At 50.9% G+C, this 18,348-nt stretch carries 15 protein-coding genes and 1 riboswitch; of the genes, 8 read left to right on the top strand and 7 right to left on the bottom strand.

Annotated features, from left to right (window positions below; all coding sequences use genetic code 11):
* Window position 1: 1 nt before the first annotated feature.
* The gene (locus tag IVG45_RS00330) at window positions 2-178 is read right to left on the bottom strand and encodes a CbtB domain-containing protein (RefSeq protein ID WP_196433849.1); all 177 of its coding nucleotides are present in this window, start codon (window positions 176-178) and stop codon (window positions 2-4) included.
* Window positions 179-266: 88 nt separating this feature from the next.
* Window positions 267-396, bottom strand: a riboswitch (cobalamin riboswitch).
* Between the two features lie 260 nt (window positions 397-656).
* Window positions 657-3,734, bottom strand: a complete 3,078-nt coding sequence (locus tag IVG45_RS00325; protein ID WP_196433848.1) for a Tn3 family transposase — start codon at window positions 3,732-3,734, stop codon at window positions 657-659.
* Between the two features lie 152 nt (window positions 3,735-3,886).
* Here IVG45_RS00325 and IVG45_RS00320 point away from each other — a divergent pair, with 152 nt between their 5' ends.
* The 8 genes from IVG45_RS00320 (at window position 3,887) to IVG45_RS00285 (ending at window position 8,213) form a co-directional block, all read left to right on the top strand.
* Window positions 3,887-4,483: a recombinase family protein gene (locus IVG45_RS00320; RefSeq protein ID WP_196433847.1), complete on the top strand. Its 597-nt coding sequence runs from the start codon at window positions 3,887-3,889 to the stop codon at window positions 4,481-4,483.
* An 8-nt stretch (window positions 4,484-4,491) separates the two neighbouring features.
* The gene (locus IVG45_RS00315) at window positions 4,492-4,935 is read left to right on the top strand and encodes a hypothetical protein (protein WP_196433846.1); all 444 of its coding nucleotides are present in this window, start codon (window positions 4,492-4,494) and stop codon (window positions 4,933-4,935) included.
* An 11-nt stretch (window positions 4,936-4,946) separates the two neighbouring features.
* Window positions 4,947-5,297 (top strand): hypothetical protein, encoded by a 351-nt coding sequence (locus tag IVG45_RS00310; RefSeq protein WP_196433845.1) that lies wholly within the window; start codon window positions 4,947-4,949, stop codon window positions 5,295-5,297.
* 38 nt (window positions 5,298-5,335) lie between these two features.
* The gene (locus tag IVG45_RS00305) at window positions 5,336-5,950 is read left to right on the top strand and encodes a class I SAM-dependent methyltransferase (RefSeq protein WP_196433844.1); all 615 of its coding nucleotides are present in this window, start codon (window positions 5,336-5,338) and stop codon (window positions 5,948-5,950) included.
* Window positions 5,951-5,965: 15 nt separating this feature from the next.
* Window positions 5,966-6,454, top strand: a complete 489-nt coding sequence (locus IVG45_RS00300) for a Mu transposase C-terminal domain-containing protein (protein WP_230874541.1) — start codon at window positions 5,966-5,968, stop codon at window positions 6,452-6,454.
* Window positions 6,448-7,350 (top strand): TniB family NTP-binding protein, encoded by a 903-nt coding sequence (locus IVG45_RS00295; RefSeq protein ID WP_026147273.1) that lies wholly within the window; start codon window positions 6,448-6,450, stop codon window positions 7,348-7,350. Before IVG45_RS00300 ends, IVG45_RS00295 begins: the two co-directional genes overlap by 7 nt.
* On the top strand, window positions 7,351-7,707 hold the full coding sequence (locus IVG45_RS22925; protein ID WP_020485767.1) for a TniQ family protein: 357 nt from the start codon (window positions 7,351-7,353) through the stop codon (window positions 7,705-7,707).
* A 269-nt stretch (window positions 7,708-7,976) separates the two neighbouring features.
* A complete protein-coding gene (locus tag IVG45_RS00285; RefSeq protein ID WP_152429037.1) occupies window positions 7,977-8,213 on the top strand; it encodes a hypothetical protein in 237 nt (78 codons plus the stop codon).
* Window positions 8,214-8,588: 375 nt separating this feature from the next.
* Here the strand turns inward: IVG45_RS00285 and IVG45_RS00280 are convergent, their stop codons facing one another.
* The 5 genes from IVG45_RS00280 to IVG45_RS00260 form a co-directional block, all read right to left on the bottom strand.
* The gene (locus IVG45_RS00280; protein WP_196433843.1) at window positions 8,589-11,537 is read right to left on the bottom strand and encodes a Tn3 family transposase; all 2,949 of its coding nucleotides are present in this window, start codon (window positions 11,535-11,537) and stop codon (window positions 8,589-8,591) included.
* 7 nt (window positions 11,538-11,544) lie between these two features.
* Complete coding sequence (locus IVG45_RS00275; RefSeq protein ID WP_196433842.1) at window positions 11,545-12,132, bottom strand: recombinase family protein; 588 nt, start codon at window positions 12,130-12,132, stop codon at window positions 11,545-11,547.
* Between the two features lie 334 nt (window positions 12,133-12,466).
* Window positions 12,467-12,790 (bottom strand): hypothetical protein, encoded by a 324-nt coding sequence (locus tag IVG45_RS00270; protein WP_196433841.1) that lies wholly within the window; start codon window positions 12,788-12,790, stop codon window positions 12,467-12,469.
* Window positions 12,791-12,829: 39 nt separating this feature from the next.
* Window positions 12,830-15,151: a heavy metal translocating P-type ATPase gene (locus tag IVG45_RS00265; protein WP_196433840.1), complete on the bottom strand. Its 2,322-nt coding sequence runs from the start codon at window positions 15,149-15,151 to the stop codon at window positions 12,830-12,832.
* The gene (locus IVG45_RS00260) at window positions 15,144-18,338 is read right to left on the bottom strand and encodes a CusA/CzcA family heavy metal efflux RND transporter (protein WP_196433922.1); all 3,195 of its coding nucleotides are present in this window, start codon (window positions 18,336-18,338) and stop codon (window positions 15,144-15,146) included. Before IVG45_RS00260 ends, IVG45_RS00265 begins: the two co-directional genes overlap by 8 nt.
* Window positions 18,339-18,348 lie beyond the last annotated feature (10 nt).

The raw sequence follows: 18,348 nt of genomic DNA, 5'->3' as shown, positions 1-18,348 counted from the left end.
GTTAATGGCAAGGAAAGGCAGCGCTGTGGCGTCCGTCGTGGGCGGCATTATGTAGGTAATTGTTGGCATCCTGCAAAAAGCCCAAACCTAAAACGACGGTTAGACCCAATACGATGGCACTGAAGCCGGGCAGGAATTTTGAAGTTGATATAGCGGTGGATGCAGCGAGTGTTTTCATGGTTAACGTTCCCGGATCTGATAAACGGAATAACAGCACGGGATGACAAACCAAAAAAACCGATTTGACAGATCGCCCTCCGCAATGCTGTTGACTACAGCTTTAGGCCTGTCTCCGGGCTCGTGACGAATCACCTACCGTTGCGGGGGCAGCGTCGGCATTTAACCGACTTCCAGTTTCACCCGCGTAGCGCGGGAACCTTAAAGCTAAGGCGTGATTCTATGCTGGCAAGGGCAATATGGCAAACGATATGTGGTTGAGCCAAGGCATTGGAATTACAAGTTCTCGGCTCGAAACAGAGCAAAATTGCGACAATAAGCTTTTAAAAGTAGCCGTTTCGTAGAAAAGTGATTTCCTGCTACTCCCTTTTCTATCAGTACGTGGAGATTACCCTCTGCGAGAGGCAATAGAGGAGATGAGCATAACAAGCAAGCAATCGAATATAGCTGAGTATGTGTCGAAAAAGATGGTTTTTTCACTAAGGAACTCCATCTCCCTCAACCGATTTACGCCAGAAATCAGGATCGTTATATCGTGCAACCAACGCATCAATGTCAACCTTGGTGTTTTCTTCCGTAAACTCAAACTTACCGATCAGATTCACATTTTGCCAGGCGACTGGCGAAGTCCCCTTAATGATCTCGATAGCATCCTGGTCGCCGGCTGCTAGTTTTTGCTCATACACCCGCGACAAGATCAGCGTGTTGTAGTGGATGATGGCGTTGGCAACGAGCCGGGAACACTCGTTCCAGATTTGCTGCTCCGCTTCGGTTTTTACCCGGAATTTGCCGCCATTGACATAGGAAATGGCTCGTCGCATGCGATGATACGCCTCGCCGCGATTAAGCGCCTTTTGGATGCGCTGCCTGAGTATCGGGTCATCGATGAAATCAAGGATATGAAGTGACCGATAAATATTGTCCAATTCCCATAGTGCCTTCTTGGTCTGGTTCTGCCGCTTATAACTGGCGAGCTTACGCACTATGGTTGCTTGGGTCACATCTTTTTGTGCAAGCGAAGCCAGAATGCGCTGGATATTCGGCCACTCCTTGCATATTAAGGTATCAAAGGCCTTACGCGATGGCTTAAACAAGGCATCGCCATAACGGCTTGGGTGCTGGAACCCAACTAGGCTATCGATCTTTTTATGCAGGTCACGATAACGTGGCGAAAATTGGTAGCCGAAGACGCGCAAGATAAAGAAATTCACTTGATTGGTGCCATGCGTGTCCGTCGAATGCCTTTCCGGCTTGATCTCCGTTGTATTGTTGTACAGGATGTCGAACACGAAATGTGATTCATGTTCGTGCGCACCGATAATCTTGGCATTAATCGGGACATGATTTATGGCCAAGGTAATGGAGTTTACGCCTTTCTTTAGCGCGAAAAACTTGCTGGAGTGTCGGGCATTGATCGTGTCGATCTGCGTGACTATATGCTGGCCGTCACTGCTAGAATGCTTCTGGTGGTGGATGTCGTACGCTTGGAAAACGGGTAACGCAGCCGTAGCGTTGGAAATGACGTCATTCGCTGCATGCAGCGTTTCCGCCCGCAGGAAATTGCGCGCCGTCGTCAGCAACGCAGAATGACTAAGCCCTGAGACTTCCGCCATTTTCCTTAAACCCATATTGGTACCCATGGCAACGATACAGGCCAGGATCAGTTTCGGATCGGCATCTTGTTTAACGTAGCGTTCCAAAACGTGGGCAAATGATTTCAAGAATCCTGTTCTTTCAGCGACAAACCAAAGCAGGTCGGCCACGCCGATACTTGGCAATTGACCATAGAACGGACTGTTGGTTGGCTCTTCCTCGGAAGGATAAACCAACGTCCAGCGAAGTTTGTCCCCGCTACCGGTGATTTTGATATGTTTATTGTCGCCGCTTTCAATGCGCTGGTTCACTGATTTGTACTTGGCTTCCAGTTCCCGCTTGAGCGCGTCTAACGTATCCTGGATTGGTGTCAACAGAATCGGGGCGCCGATTTCTTGCAATATTGCGTCTTTATCCTTATTCCAGCGCTCGGCGTTGATCAGGTCGTCATCAAAGCTGCGAAATTCGTTACTATCCCGAACAAATACGTCACAGGCTTCAAGCGCCTTCCGTAGCTCGCGGTATACCAGGAACTCATAGCGATCAACCTCTAGGGTTTTCTTTTTTTGTTCTTCCGCCTTGGTATATAAATACCGCTGCAAATTCTTTGCGATGATTCCGGTCGGGAAGTTGGACGGGTTCATTTGTCGTGGTGTCTTGCCTTGGCGTAGCAGCTCCTGTAGAAACAAAATGGCTTCCAACAGTGGTTCATCCGACACTAGGCAGACGAAATCGAGGTTACAGAACAAATGCCGTAAATTGAGCTTGAATTTGTGCCGTAGCGTGCCGTAATACGACCATTCAAAAGCGGTTTTATCGAATTCGATGTTACGCATAAAACCGGATACGACAGGAAAGCTCTCGATGTTGAGTAGCTCGAAAGCCTTTTCCTTGATGGCCGCAAACGGTGTTTCGTCAGGGATTGAATTGTCGATGAACAGTTCCAGAACTTGGCCTGCCGCCTGTAGATTCGCGCCGGCCTCGTTGATGGCTTGCTGCATGGCCTCGTCGGCGGCAAGTTTGGCTTGTTTCTCGTATTGGCCAATGAGACAAATCAGGGCTTCGATCAAATTATCGTTGATTTGCCGAAAGCGATGAAAGGCGAAACACAGCAAATACAGGCGTGTTGTGGGTTCCGCCATGCGCCGCAGCTTGTAGACGGAGTAGAACGGAACCAATGATGCATAGTATTTTATACTCTCATTGGACAGGCCGGCAGTACCCAGAAAGCTTTGCCCGAATTCATACAGCGGCTGAAAAAATTTGCGGCGGTCAACCTCCTGGCGTAACTCGCGGTAACTGAAATCCTTAGGCTCGTGTTTGAGTAGGCTGATGCGATACATGCCTTCCTCGGACTCAAGCAAGGCTTCGAGCTGCTTGTCGACATCCGGCGTCACGGCTTTTTTCAGTAAGTCCGTAATTCGCCGACGTTCGCCAGTCACTACTCGGCTCACCATGTCCTGTAGATAAGTGTAGCCAGGAGCAATTAGGCGTTGGTTAGTAAGGTATTGTAAGGTTTCGCGTAGGATGTAAATCGGCTGTGTCGACAGCATGGCGACCCGCTGCGCTTTCAGTTCCAGTGCCGCCTTGGCCTCGCCGTCGCATAGGCGATAGTCGAATAACTGGAGGATGATTTGTTGCTGTTCGAGCCGGGTCGGCTTGGAAAGGGTTTTGATCTTATCTAATGCCTGGTCGGGGAAATACCGCTGGAGAATATAGTGTAGGTCGTCGAGCACGGCCTCCCGCACGTAAACAAAAAACTGTTGCTTGGCCTTGAAATACCCGATTTGAAGGATTAAATGGACTGCCGATGAGCGGGCATAAACGGCGTCGACGGCTTTCTGTTCAACCGCGCTTAAATCGAAGAAGACACTGCGGTCGTCATCGCTGAAACGAGGTAACCCGTATAGATCATCGATTTCACTTTTCGTCAGGATAGACAGGCGGCGCGAATTGACATTCATTCGGCGCCGCTTTTCGGCGAGTGCAGAAAGTACACTTTTTGCACTCTACGTTCACCGATCCTTTTCAATTTCAATTCCTTCAATTTTGAGTGCAAAAACCTTTGCCAAAATCATAATGCATTTAACCCTACTATGTGTTAGCTTTTTGCACCATGCAAACCAATACGACTACGCCATTTCATCGAATCGGTTATGCCCGAGTCAGCAGTACCGGCCAAAATCTGGATTCTCAGATTGATGCGTTGCAAAAAGCCGGGTGCGGCAAAATATTTTCCGACAAGATGACCGGCTCGCACATGGATCGGCCTGGCTGGGATCAGCTTTTAGAATATGCTCGCCCTGGCGATACCTTGGTTGTCAGCGAATTAAGCCGCATGACGCGCTCTTTGATGGACTTACTGACAACGGCAAAGGTGCTGGAACAGCGGCAAATTAATTTAGTATCATTGCGCGAAAATATCGATACCACCACGGCGACTGGTCGTTGTTTCTTGTCGATGATGGGCGCTATTCACCAAATGGAGAGGGAGCTACGCTCTGAGCGGGCGGCAGCAGGACGTTCATCCGCTAAAGCGCGGGGCAAAACGGGTGGAAGACCTAAAACTGACCCAGAAAAATTGGAGAATGCCAGAATCTTATACGAAAATTCAGGCAAAACCGCTGCTGAAGTTTGTGAGATTGCCGGTGTGGGTAGACGGAAATTCTTCTCCCACATCGCAGAAAAACGAAATAGCTCTGGAAAAACTTAAAACATCAAATGAGCTACAGAACTTGGTTTACAGAACATGGAAATAAACACAAAGCTATAGTTGAAAAACTACAAGCTAAATGTTTAAGTAAAGAAGATATTGTCGATTATTTTGACTTCGATAATATGGTGAAATCTGAATCTGACTTTTGCGAACGTTACGCTGACAGGAAAAAATGCCACGATGTGGAGAATCTAAACTGTTATCTTTGTGCATGTCCATTATTTCGATTCAATTCTGATGGCATAGAGAAAATCGACGATAAAACTGTTTTCAGTTACTGTGAAGTAAACTCAAAATTTGGGCATCAGGGTGTTTTTGGAGATAAAATTCATCAAGACTGTTCACAGTGTACCGTTCCTCACAGCAAAAAATATGTTTTGAGGAATTACGACAATTGGTTTTCGGTCATGGCAAGCTGTGATGTGTCTTTATTACTAATTGACGGCTAAAGTAAATAAGTATGAATCTTCTGGAAAAGTCAGACGAGGAAATATTCAATGAGATAACCCCCATCATGGATAATATGATGGAAGGTTCCACTGAAATTAATCATGCTAAGCATACTCGTGACTTTACAGATAGGATGAAAGCCATTGTCACCCCGGAAAATCTTCAATGCATGTGCAAGGACTACCAGGCAAGGTGGGGATTATTCGGAAAACGAGAGTTTGTCGCCCTGTTTAGACGTAAGCATTCGATAGCCGTGGTCTGGAAACAATATTGCTCCAATTCGACAGATGAGCACGTTGCCGAGGCGGTGTTTGTCGAACATGATAATCGTTTGCTGATAGATCATGCTATGGTCTATTAAATTTATAACAATACGGTTCAGAGTGGCTTGTAAGGCTAATGGTCATCGCCGGAACTGAAGGGTATACCGAGAGCGCCGATTCTCTAATCGCACGGTACGAGAGCGTTTCGTTTGCCGAGAAATACGAGTCTGTCTTTCACTTGATGCCAGAAAAGACAAGCGATGTTTTAGACATCGGTGCGGGCACAGGAGCTGATGCTGCTTGGTTCGCGGCGGCGGGACATCGGGTGCTCGCCGTTGAGCCAACGGATCGCCTTCGAGATTCTGCGAAAGCGATTCACCCATCGCCGCTGATCGAGTGGGTTGCCGATAGCCTTCCCGATTTACGAAAGCTAATTTCCCTTGGACAAAGTTTCGACCTTGTACTCTTGACTGCGGTATGGATGCACCTAGCCCAGCAAGAACGTCATAAGGCAATGCCCAACGTCGCCGCATTGCTCAAGGCAGATGGTGTTCTGCTCATGTCGCTTCGGCATGGGCCTGTTCCAGAAAATCGGAGAATGTTCCAGGTATCGGTCGACGAAACAATCCTGCTTGCCGAACGGGAAGGTCTGCGCAACACTCTAAACATCGAAGTACAGTCTGCCCAGCTAATCAATCGCCAAGCCGGTGTTACGTGGTCATGGCTTGCCTTTAGCAAGAGTTACGCCTAGCCCTTCGTCAAGGTGATGGACGATCTATATAAGTGTTCTCTAATTTTTACCTTTTCGAGGGGATGGACAAAAATAGCCTACTACAGCAATGCGCTACGTCCATGGATACAGTTGCGCAATCAGCCAACTCCTTTGCTGATTCGCCGCGATCCCCGCGATTTGTCACGAATTTTCGTGCTTGATGAAGAGCATAATGTCTACCTGGAAGTACCGTATCGCATGTTGTCTCGACCGGCTATCAGCCTATGGGAGCACAAACTAGCGCGAAAACGTCTGCGTGAACAGCGACGCACTGCGGTCGACGAAGCCAGTTTGTTCGCCGCCATTGATGAAATGCGTGAGATTGAGCGTAAGGCCGAGACGCTTACGCGCACAGCCCGCCGCAACCGGACGCGCCGCCAATTGGGTTCGAAGCTAGAGAGGGAGTCATCTCAAATTGAGAATACCACGTCGACAGTTGATATTGGTCCAGTACGCCCGTTTGATGACATCGAAGCATGGTAAGCCTTAGCCATTTAGGTCCAGAAGCGCGCTCACTGGCCATGTTACCCAGTGCAGAGCGTCTAGCTCGCCTTCGAATCGAGCGATGGATCGGCTACACCTGTGCCCACCAAGCATTGTTACAACTTGAAGCGTTACTTTCCGACGAGCCTGGCAAACTGCGTCCGAAAAACATCCTTATAGTAGGCCCAAGCAACAACGGCAAAACCATGATTGCCGAAAAGTTTCATCGCGCGCATCCCCAGCGGATGTCAGAGGACGGTGAACACGAGGTCATTCCGGTCCTCATGCTACAAATGCCAGCCGAGGCAACCGCTAACCGACTACACACCGCATTGCAGGCTACACTGGGTACGCCAGTTGGCTTTTATGGTCGGCACGACGTGCGTGAGGCCTTGACATTACGACTGATGCGAACCGTCGGCGTCCGCATGCTGATAATTGACGAGGTACACAATTTACTCGGCGCAACGGCTAGGCGGCAACGCGAACTGTTGAATCTGCTCCGTTTTATTGGCAACGATCTGCGCATTCCTATCGTTTGCCTGGGTATCCGTGACGCTTATCTTGCGATTCGTAGCGACGACCAGCTTGAAAATCGGTTTCATCCTCTGTTACTACCACTCTGGGAGGCTGGCGAGGAATTAGCACGTCTGCTGGCCAGCTTCGAAACTGTTTTGCCCTTGCGTGAACCCTCACATTTAGCAACTGCACCGCTGTGCGAGCTGATTTTGCGGCGATCTGAAGGTACTATTGGTGAAATTACCGCACTCTTGAACAGTGCCACGGTAGCTGCGCTATTGCAGGGAGAAGAACGCATTAATTGCGCCGTCATTGAGCGCGCTGATTATCATCCTCCTAGCGTGCGTCGGCGCATGGTTGAGCGGGAATTGCGTTGAGTGCAAAAGCGCTGGCCGTTGCATCCGAAACCTCATGATGCCGAAACGTTAGAACACTATGTCCGCCGACTGGCTGAGTGTTACGGTGTTCGTTATGAACTCTTTTGCCTTCGCGCTCTTGGTATCCCTGTCGCCGATAGCCGAGCGAGACAATTTCAGGCTCCCACACCGGAACTACTCCAGCGACTATCCAATGGCACGGGAATTTCTGTTGAACTGCTTGAGCAGATGACTTGGCGGCGTGTTTGGGATCGACTTATGGACAAAGTGCGTCAATATGTAGAAACTGCTGAAGGCAAAGCTGCGTTAGAACTTGTCGCGAACAGGCGGTTGGTAGGAAATCCACCGCATAAATGAATAATCAGCATCATTCAACAATATCCGTGAGGCTGGCATGGCTAAAGACGTTCAAATGTCCATCAAGATGGAGCACGAATTACGCGACCGTTTCATGGTCATTGCAGCGGTTCACCGATGCCCAACCGCTCAGATCGCAGTTTCGGCCACTTGTTGACGGTCGAAGTTTTTGAAATCCCTCAATTGACTGGCTGATTATCCCGTCACTGCTGCCCGTGTTATATCGGGATAGTTAGCGACCATTTTAATTAATCCTGAACTTTAGAGAAGTGGCTATCGCTTCTCGAGATCGTGTCTATGATGATTGGGTAACTTGTGGGATTGTTGAAAGGGTAACTATTGACGATGCCAAATTGCTTTGGCAGAAAACGCCAGAAGAAAGAAAAAACGAGATTCTCTGGGAAGTGCCCGACACCCTTCGTGAACAAGTTGCAGGTATTCAGGAACCAGATTTTGCTGACTTTTTAGCAAGCCACTACCAGCATCCCAATTCGAAAAATTGTTGAAACTCGGCTGTAACTGTTTTTCAAAGTAATCCGATAGTATTTTGGGCTTTGTGTCTAAGCTCCCCCGGCTTGTTAATGAGTGACACCAGTGATTAAAACAGAGGTGGTGCCGGAGCGTGGGAACGATGATTAATCTGGGTTCGCCCGGCTAAGCGGCGGCGGTTTGGTTTGCGCGCAAATTAACACAATTGCTTAGCCAAGACGCGGATAAGCTAATCGCTCCCGTCAAAACCCAACTTTTAACTTTTCCAGCAACTGGTTTACTTCCGGATTTGTCGCCGCCGAGTCCTGGTAAACCGCAAAAATCGTGCGCCGAATTTCCGGATCGGATAAATGGGGTAAAACAAGCAGTCGTGTCACCAGCCGCCATTTCCATTACGGTAAGTCAAGCCGGGTGTTCATATCAAGGTCAAATCGCCCATAGGGGTTGATATGCTCCCAAATCAGGGGAGTTAACGCGGCGTAGTCTCGTGTTGTCATCTTGCCCTGCCAGTGTGGCTGCGCTAACACCTTTTGGATCATTAACGTGTTGATATAAACCATGCAGTTTTGAATGAGATGTAAGGCTAGCATGCTAATCTCGTGGTCTTCCCTGCGATTGCTTGACATTTCACCACGACGAGCAAAGAACACAAAATCAGTTGCACCATTCCATTGTTCAACCACATTCAGGCCTTCATGGATTTCCCGGCGTAAAGATTCGTCATGCAAGTAGCGGCAAAGAAATATAGTCTTAACCGCCTTACCAAGTTCTGCAAATGCTTTGTAAGTCGGATGCTGAACGTTCTTTCGAGTAAAACGCCTTAAGATGGCTTCGGTTTCCGCTGTACGAAGGCGTAGAGCCGTCGTGTATTTAACCATCTGATCGTATTGCTGCCGCACGCAATCCCAATCAATAGGTTTCGTTAAAATTTCTTGCAGATTAGGATAGGCATCAGTCATGCCGACATCTGGCCGACTTAGTTTTTGTGAGTGAATGGCTTTCAGTCTGGGTAATAACTGGAACCCCAATAATCGGCAGAAGGCAAACGCAACCGTGCTTTGGCCATGAGAATCGACATATTGACGGTCAACTTCCATCTCGGTGCAATGATGGATAACGCCTTCGATCATTGATGCCACTTCCGAAGAGGATGGCGATTTGAGTTGCGAATGGATGCACAGTGAATTGCGTTCGACATGCCAGTAAATCATGATGCCTCGTCCACCATAGCGAACATGCCATTGTGTAGTCAGGTTTTGATCCCATGCGCCGAAATGCTTGGAATCCGATGCACAGGCGGTGGTACCGCTACCCCATACAGCCGGATTCCGCGCATGCAACGTACCATCGGCGACAATGGCAATTGCGCGCCGCATAGCGTCAACACCAATGTAACGGCGACGTACATAAGCCAAGTCTCTTGCCGTTGTACCGGAATCGAGTCCGGCCATGCGTTGTAGACCCGCATTGGTACCAAGACCGTGCAAACATAATAATAAGCGTGGTTGCAACACCAAGCGGTCCATCGTTTCATAAGAGGTTGGACTTTTCAATACATCTGTAAAACCCAGCCGCAGATCGGTTTCCTTCACCACATCAAGCAAACTTGTCATAGGCCACAAGGCGTTAAGTTCAGCTTTGAGCGTTGCCAGATTTGGCGGTTCGGGCTGTGCGTCCAGCGGGGTTAATATTATCCAGCCGTTGCTCTTGCTGCTTAATCGGACGAAGGGATTATTTTTCAGGCCAGTGTCGAAGGCGTTTAATGCTTCGCGCATTTCGGCCTGTAAGTTGGCGATGAACTGCTCCGCATCGAGCGGCAGATTTAACGCTTGATAATAGTTTTCACGGTTCGCATTGAAGTCGGTGGGTAGGTCTTCATCGGGGTTGCGGTAACGGTTCGCGCCGACTACCCAAATTTCCTTACAGCGCAGTCGTTCGCGTAACGCTTCCAGCGCCGCAATTTCATAAGTGATGCGATTAATGCGATCCCGTCCGGCTGCGTCCTTATCCATCACGGCTTCACGCCATAATCCGCGCACAACGCCATCGAGCGGCACATTTTCATCCACCGGAAAGGTATGAGCTTTGGTGTCCGCAAAACGTTTTACCAATTCAAGCGCGTCCATCACCGGACGGTGAAGGTCATTGTTACACCGAAATTCCAGCGCGGCCAGCAAAGTAGGCACCATGCGGCGATAGTGTCCCTTGTACGAATTACGGATCACGGTTCGGAGTGTGATTCGGTAAGTTGGTCCGGTTGCTTTCCACTCTTTTACCAAATCACGCAACGTCTGTTCTCCGACCACGGGAAATACTACGTCACGCACGACACCATCTGGCTGGGCCAGTGTGGCGTCAGCCAGTTCGAACAATAGGTTTTGTTTGCCGGAAACACGCTTAAGGTCCTCCAACAATTCCCGTTCGACTTTGCGCTCAGCGCGTGCGCCGATCTGGTGGATAGTTTCGATCAGCAAGTCCACAAGATCATCGGTCAAACTGCGGGCACGCAAGTAAACGAATGCGGCCAACCAAGTAATGCGTGCGGCATCGGGATGTCTACGCAGGTCGCGGGGCACTTCGACCGAAACGCGCTTGCGGCAACGCTCCAAATCAAGCGGTGAAACCTTATCAAATAAATCGGCTGGCAATCCGATTTTCCTGATGAGCGCTAATTTCGCCAGTTCATCCTGCATACTGGCAAGGCTGGGGCGGCCAGGATTGCTACGCAGCGTCAGTAAGAGGGCTGACGCGCTGCCGGTAATATCATCTTGCTCACTATTCTCGCTACCGAATTTTTCAGACCGTAACAAGGCATCCAAATTCTCGCGGTGTTCGGGCGAAAGACGTTCATAGACTGCATTGTGGAACAGGTCTTCATGCGCATGCAGCGCACTACGTGCAATACGATCCATTCGATCAGGTGTAGGCGGTTCAATCGAGAGCTCTTTGCAACGTGCTTCCAATCGTGCAACCATCGGGTCTATATCGCCGCCGACTTCACCGGCAACATGATCACGCAGCCAAGCTGTCAGCATTTCCCCATCGGCAACCGTGACTTCCCGGAAACCGAAACGGACTCGAATTTCAGCGCGTAGCCGCTCGGCAGTGCGGCCAGTAGGAATGGCTTCGCCATCTATTGGAATCGGCACTTCCAGTTGCTGACTGAGTAAGGCTACGCCTTGGGTTTCGATTTCGGATTCATCGCGCGGGAACCTGCCGCGTTCGCGGAAGAACGTTAGCAGAATTGCAAACCCTAACCGGTTTGCTAGATTCTTGGCCATGACCAGCGAGCGTTCGGCGGGTGTTAGTACCCACTGATCCTTATCGCTACTATTGTCCATCGCACCGTTATGGATTTGGATTTGAAGCAGGCCAGCCGATGCGAGCCAACGTTTCGATCAGTGTGGTTCGCTTGACACCAAAGTTACGGCAGACTGCCGATTTAGACATACCGCTATTCAATGCGGCGATAATCGCTTCTAATTTTTCACCCATAATGGCGGGTGGGCGTCCGCCAATTCGTCCGCGTTTTCTGGCAGCAGTCAGACCCGCTAAAACGCGCTCTTTGATTAAAGCCCGTTCATATTGGGCAAGAGCGCCAAAGACGTGGAACAACAGTTCGCCTGATGGCGTAGTGGTATCCATGCCCTCAGTGAGTGAACGGAATGCAACCTGTTTTTCTTTAAGCGTGTTGACAATTGAAAGCAGGTGGGACAAAGAGCGGCCCAGCCTATCCAATTTCCACACGACTAGCACATCCCCAGGACGGACGAAGTCCAATGCATTGGTCAGTCCGGAACGATCATCCTTGGCCCCTGATGCTCGATCTTCAAAAAGATGGCGAACATCGACACCGGCGGCCAGCAACGCATCACGTTGCAAATCCGTGCTTTGCCGGTCCGATTCCGATGAAACACGCATATAGCCCACTAACATAGACGGAAAACCATAAATTTGATGTTTCCGTATAATATCATTTTACGACAGTGTTTTACGTATACTTTCAAAGTTGTTAAAGCGGCATTTTGGTCATAGGTCGCATACATGTCGTAAAACAGATGTTTTACGATAGCTCAACCGCAGCTTGCTACAACCTTTGGATGTTGACCGATGTATCAACGATCACTAGATGGTCGGCCATGATCAAGTCTCAATTTTCCTGAATAGCCGCTTACAGGAATACCTGTGACCTGGCAGTTCGGTCTTTCCCTATAATATTAATCAACTGACCGCTTCGCAGTCCATTCCGACGGTCATGCCAGATAAAAAATTAATGTCCCGTTCCGCGAACCATGTCGGCCATATCCCGATTAGCCGTAATCGCTTGTTGATAAAGATCGATCACCTCTTGGCTGTGTGCTTTCAGATCGTTGGCATGTCTGCCGTACAAATAGCGTTTGGTCTCGAATTGGTTTAGGAATTTTTGATGCTCCTCAATCCTGGCCTGCAATTCGTTGGCTTCTTTTTCAAAGTGCTTAGCCAATGCCGTATGCTGTACGTCCAGATCAACATCCATGGCATGGCGGTCCATCAAGCTACAGGCCGACAATAAGCATTGAGCCAAAATCAGGGGAATCAGTGGTTTAAATGTCATGGGAATCTCCGAAATTGTTTAGTTGTATGGCTCAGATTTTTAAATCGCAGTATTTTTAGGCTGAAGCAGCCGTAAGCCATTGGCGACGACTAATAGTGACGCCCCCGTGTCGGCGGCGATGGCTTCCCACAAGGTCGCCACACCGGCAAAGGCGAGCACGGCGAAAACCGCCTTGATCGTCAGCGCAAAGGTTATATTCTGCCGAATGATCGATAATGTTCGCTTGGAATGCCTGATCAGCCAAGGCAACTTGGACAGATCATCGCCCATTAAGGCGATATCGGCTATTTCGATAGCCGCATCCGAACCTAATACTCCCATGGCAATGCCCAGATTGGCCCGCCCTAGCGCCGGTGCATCGTTGACACCATCGCCAATCATCGCCACCTGTCCGTATTGCTCGACCATTTGACCAACGATTTCCACTTTATCTGCTGGCAACAATTCGGCGTATACCTCATCGATACCGATTTGGGCAGCGATGTTATTGGCGGTTACCTGATTGTCACCGGTCAACATGGCCAGGTGTTTAACACCCGTCCGTCTCAAGGCCTGTAAAATCGATTTGATCTCTGCGCGGGGTTGATCGGCAACCGCAATCAAGCCGCAGATGTGTCGATCATTGCCAATCGCAATCACGGTTTGTCCGGTCTGTTCTAGGGCAATGGCTTTGTCACTGATTTTGGGGATTTCCTGACTTCGTTCCAATAGATAACGACGCGATCCCAGCCAGTAATCCGTGCCATTGAATAGCCCGGTAACACCTTTACCGGGCAACACCGACACATTGTCGGCACTGGCTACACGGATACCGAGTTTTTCTGTGTGACGTAATATGGCTTTTGCCAGCGGATGATTGCTACGCGCCTCAAGGGCAGCAGCACGGGACATTAGCTCTTCTTCACTATGACTATTGAACGGGTAGACACCGGTAACAATGGGTTCACCGCAGGTCAATGTGCCGGTCTTGTCAAAAGCAAAAGCCTGAATGGATGCGGGTGCTTCAATATAAGTACCGCCTTTGATCAGAATGCCTTGCCTGGCAGCACAGGCCAACGCAGCGACAATGCTCACCGGCGTCGAAATCACTAACGCGCATGGGCAGGCTATGACCAACAAAACTAATGCGTGGTAAAACCATTCATCCCAGACGCCTTCGAAAAATAAGGGCGGAATGACGCACATCGCTAACGCTACCAGCATCACGACCGGGGTATAAATACGCGCAAATTTCTCGACCCATTGCTCGACCTCGGCTCGCTTACCATGGGCTTCGCCCACCATACGGGTAATCTGCGCCAGGGTGGTATCCGAAACCAGCTTGGTGGATCGGATTTCCAATGTGCCTTCAACATTAATGCTTCCTGCAAATACCTCGTCACCCACTTGCTTGGCAACCGGCATGCTTTCACCGGTAATCGGCGCCTGATTGACCGAGCTGGAACCTCGGAACACTTCGCCATCGAGCGGGATTTTATCGCCTGGTGCGAGAATGAAGCGGCTGCCTATACTGACTTCTGCGGCAGATATTATGCATTCCTGTCCGCTTTCATCCTTGACCCTAACCGTCGATGGCGCTAAATCCAGCAAGGCTTCGACGGCATGCCGGGCGCGGCCAATACTCCAGCTTTCAATCGCCAGAGACAGTGAAAACAGGAAGCTGACGGTGGCCGCTTCGAACCACTCATCGATGAATAAGGCACCAATCACGGCAATCGTCATTAGCAAATTCATATCCGCCCGTAAGCGTTTCAAGGCATAAAACGCCTTTACAATCACATGCCGAGCACCGCAAGCCACGGCTAGGCCAAAGGCTATTTTTTCAGGCAGCGGCATTGCCAACTGAGCGTGAGCATTCAATAAGCTGTGCAGATAGCGAGTCACCACGTTCCATTGCAGTTCAACATTGCCTTGCAGGCCGAAAACGGTTTGCAGATTCGCTAAACCTTCGGCCATGGCGATATGAATGATCATGCCTGCTACGATAAACAAACCGCTGAGTACGGTATAAACGGTCTTCGAACGATGCAGTTGCTGGGCATCGGCCTCTGTCTGACCGGGTTGCCAAGGAACTGCTTTCATCCCAGTTGCGGCAACCGCCTTTATGATAGCTTTTTCCGTCACAGGCTCCGCATCAGATAACAGCGTCATGCGCCCGTTTAATACATCGAAGGCCAGCTTGTCACTACCGCCCACTAATGGCCCTATCGCACTTTTCAAGGTGGCGACTTCTTCGGCGCAATCCAGACCTTCGACCTTGAAGGTCATGCCACACGGCGAGTTTGATGGCTTCGGTTGGGTGGTATCTTGCTTCTCGCTAGAACAACAGCAGGTTTTTTCTGTTTGCTTGCAGTTACTCATGATTCAATTCCTCATTAAAAGCCATAGCCACACCGTCAGGCGTCTCGACTGTAATGTGCTCGTCCTGACGATGGGCGAACCAATACAGAATCGGCAATACCAATAAAGTTAACGCCGTCGACGACAGAATGCCGCCGATCACCACCGTGGCCAGGGGACGCTGGACTTCAGCGCCGGTACCGGTGGCAAGTGCCATCGGCACAAAACCGAATGACGCCACCAAAGCCGTCATCAGTACCGGTCTAAGCCGGGTCAGCGCGCCCTCGAAAATCGCTTTATCCAGCGGCATGCCTTCTTCACGCAGGCTGCGGATAAAGGCGATCATCACCAGGCCATTGAGTACCGCCACGCCCGACAAGGCAATGAAACCCACTGCTGCCGAAATCGACATCGGAATATCGCGCAGCCACAGCGCAGCCAAGCCGCCAGTCAGTGCGAATGGGATGCCGCTAAACACCAGCAAACCGTCCTTGGCGTTGCCGAACATCATGAACAGCAGGGTGAACACTAAAATCAGCGCCAACGGCACCACGATCTGTAATCGATGCGTGGCGGATTGCAATTGCTCGAACTGCCCGCCCCATGTAGTCCAGTAACCGGATGGGATTTTGACTTTCTGTTGCAGCTTTTGTTCGGCCTCGGCGACAAAGGAACCGATGTCGCGACCGCGCACGTTGGCGCTAATGACGATGCGCCGCTTGCCGTTTTCGCGGCTGATTTGGTTCGGGCCGGGGGCCATTTCCAGGTGGGCCACTTCGGCGAGTGGGATATAGCTGGTTCGTCCGTCTCGGTTTTGCCCGCGCGGCAGTGAGATCGGCAAGCGGTTGATGGCATCCAGATTGCTGCGCAGGCTCTCCGGCAGACGCACGATAATATCGAAACGCCGGTCGCCCTCAAACAAGGTGCCGGCCTCGGTACCGCCGATAGCGGTCGCCACCGCATCTTGTACGTCGCCCACATTCAGGCCATAGCGCGAGGTTTTGTCCCGGTCGATATTGACGGTCAACATCGGCAAGCCTGTGGTTTGTTCGACCTTGACTTCGGATGCGCCGGGAATCGCTTCCATGACCGCCGAGATTTCGGTCGCGGTGTCGTTCAAGACATCCATATCATCGCCGAACACTTTAACGGCCACATCGCTACGCACCCCGGAAATCAGTTCGTTGAAACGTAACTGGATGGGTTGTGAAAACTCGTAGAGATTGCCCGGCAGTTTGTTGGCCGCCGTTTGGATTGCGGCCAGCAGGCCGTCGCGCGACTTATCCGGTTCCGGCCATTGCTCGCGCGGCTTGAGCATGATGTAACCGTCCGAGATATTGGGCGGCATCGGGTCGGATGCGATCTCGGCGGTGCCGGTCCGCGCGAATATCCGCTCGATTTCCGGGAACTGCTGTTTCAGCGTCGCTTCTATTTGCTGTTGCATGGCGACCGACTGCGACAAACTGGTACCGGGAATACGCATCGCCTGAATGGCGAAGTCGCCTTCATTCAGGCTGGGCACAAACTCGCTGCCCATCCGCGTTGCCAGCAGTCCCGATAAAATCACGGCGACCAGGGCAAAAGTGAGTACCACCGGCTTGTTGTGCATCACGCCGTTTAAAATAGCCGCATACACGCGCTTGGCGGTCTGCATCAGCATATTTTCCGTTTCGGCCACTTTATCGCCGATAAACAGCGCCACGGCTGCCGGTATAAAGGTCACCGACAGTATCATGGCGCCCACCAAGGCAATCACCACCGTAAACGCCATCGGATGAAACATTTTGCCTTCCACCCCGGTCAACGCGAAGATCGGCAAATACACCACCATGATGATCAACTGGCCGAATATCAGCGCCCGACGGGCTTCTTTGGAGGCGGTAAACACCTCATCAAAACGCTCGGTGCGGGTCAGCGCACGCCCCCGGTGTTCCTGGGCATGGGCCAATCGCCGCACACAGTTTTCGACGATCACCACCGCACCGTCAATGATCACCCCAAAGTCCAGGGCTCCCAAGCTCATCAAGTTGGCGCTGACTTGATAGGTCACCATGCCGGTAAAGGTGAACAGCATCGCCAGCGGTATCACCATCGCGGTAATGACAGCCGCGCGGATGTTGCCAAGAAACAGGAACAGAATCGCGATCACCAGGACAGCGCCTTCCATTAAGTTGTTCTTGACGGTATTGATGGCTTTGTCGACCAGCACGGTCCGGTCGTAAACGGTAACCGCCTGCACGCCTTCCGGCAGCGTGCGGTTAATTTCCGCCATTTTCTTGTCGACGGCTTGCGAAACGGCGCGGCTGTTTTGGCCAATCAGCATGAACACAGTTCCCAACACAACCTCATGGCCATTTTCGGTGGCGGCGCCGGTACGCAGTTCCCGGCCAATGCCCACCTCGCCGACATCGCGGATGCGAATCGGCACGCTCTGCACATTGCCGAGAATGATGTTGCGCATATCCTCTAGCGAATGCACCTGACCGGGTGCCCGAATCAGGTATTGTTCGCCCCGTTTTTCGATATAGCCGGCCCCGACATTGTTGTTATTGCGATCCAGCGCGGTGACGATGTCCTGTAAAGTTAAACCGTAGGATGCGAGTTTTTCCGGGTTCGGCGCCACCTGATATTGTTTGGCATAGCCGCCGATGGAATTGATTTCGGTCACGCCCGGCACATTGCGCAGTTGCGGCTTGATGATCCAGTCCTGGATTTCACGCAGGTCGGTAGCGGTATAAGGCGAGCCGTCCGGCTTCTTGGCGCCTTCCTTAGCCTCGACAATCCACAGATAAATCTCGCCCAGGCCGGTGGAAATGGGCCCCATCGCTGGCGTGATACCGGCAGGCAATTTATCCTTGGCTTCCTGGATGCGTTGATTCACCAGTTGCCGGGCGAAATAGACGTCGGTGCCATCCTGGAAAATCACGGTGATTTGCGACAAACCGTAGCGGGACAGCGACCGGGTTTGCTCCAGATGAGGCAAGCCGGCCATGACGGTTTCGATGGGGTAGGTAATGCGTTGTTCGGTTTCCAACGGCGAATACCCCGGCGCCGTGGTATTGATTTGCACCTGAACATTGGTAATGTCCGGCACGGCATCAATCGGCAGAATCGAGTAATTGAAAATACCGAGGCCCGCCATGCCCAGTACAGCCAGCATCACCAGCCAGCGTTGCTCTATCGCTAAACGAATCAGTCGTTCAAACATGATGTGCGCT

The organism is Methylomonas sp. LL1, from assembly GCF_015711015.1.
Taxonomy (GTDB): Bacteria; Pseudomonadota; Gammaproteobacteria; order Methylococcales; family Methylomonadaceae; genus Methylomonas.
The sequence above is the reverse complement of the archived record's forward strand: the minus strand, read 5'-3'. Positions and strand labels throughout refer to the sequence as shown.

Coding starts and splice junctions, on each gene's coding strand:
- IVG45_RS00330 (WP_196433849.1), bottom strand. CDS start 178: ATGAAAACACTCGCTGCATCCACCGCTATATCAACTTCAAAATTCCTG.
- IVG45_RS00325 (WP_196433848.1), bottom strand. CDS start 3,734: ATGAATGTCAATTCGCGCCGCCTGTCTATCCTGACGAAAAGTGAAATC.
- IVG45_RS00320 (WP_196433847.1), top strand. CDS start 3,887: ATGCAAACCAATACGACTACGCCATTTCATCGAATCGGTTATGCCCGA.
- IVG45_RS00315 (WP_196433846.1), top strand. CDS start 4,492: ATGAGCTACAGAACTTGGTTTACAGAACATGGAAATAAACACAAAGCT.
- IVG45_RS00310 (WP_196433845.1), top strand. CDS start 4,947: ATGAATCTTCTGGAAAAGTCAGACGAGGAAATATTCAATGAGATAACC.
- IVG45_RS00305 (WP_196433844.1), top strand. CDS start 5,336: ATGGTCATCGCCGGAACTGAAGGGTATACCGAGAGCGCCGATTCTCTA.
- IVG45_RS00300 (WP_230874541.1), top strand. CDS start 5,966: ATGGACGATCTATATAAGTGTTCTCTAATTTTTACCTTTTCGAGGGGA.
- IVG45_RS00295 (WP_026147273.1), top strand. CDS start 6,448: ATGGTAAGCCTTAGCCATTTAGGTCCAGAAGCGCGCTCACTGGCCATG.
- IVG45_RS00280 (WP_196433843.1), bottom strand. CDS start 11,537: ATGGACAATAGTAGCGATAAGGATCAGTGGGTACTAACACCCGCCGAA.
- IVG45_RS00275 (WP_196433842.1), bottom strand. CDS start 12,132: ATGTTAGTGGGCTATATGCGTGTTTCATCGGAATCGGACCGGCAAAGC.
- IVG45_RS00270 (WP_196433841.1), bottom strand. CDS start 12,790: ATGACATTTAAACCACTGATTCCCCTGATTTTGGCTCAATGCTTATTG.
- IVG45_RS00265 (WP_196433840.1), bottom strand. CDS start 15,151: ATGAGTAACTGCAAGCAAACAGAAAAAACCTGCTGTTGTTCTAGCGAG.
- IVG45_RS00260 (WP_196433922.1), bottom strand. CDS start 18,338: ATGTTTGAACGACTGATTCGTTTAGCGATAGAGCAACGCTGGCTGGTG.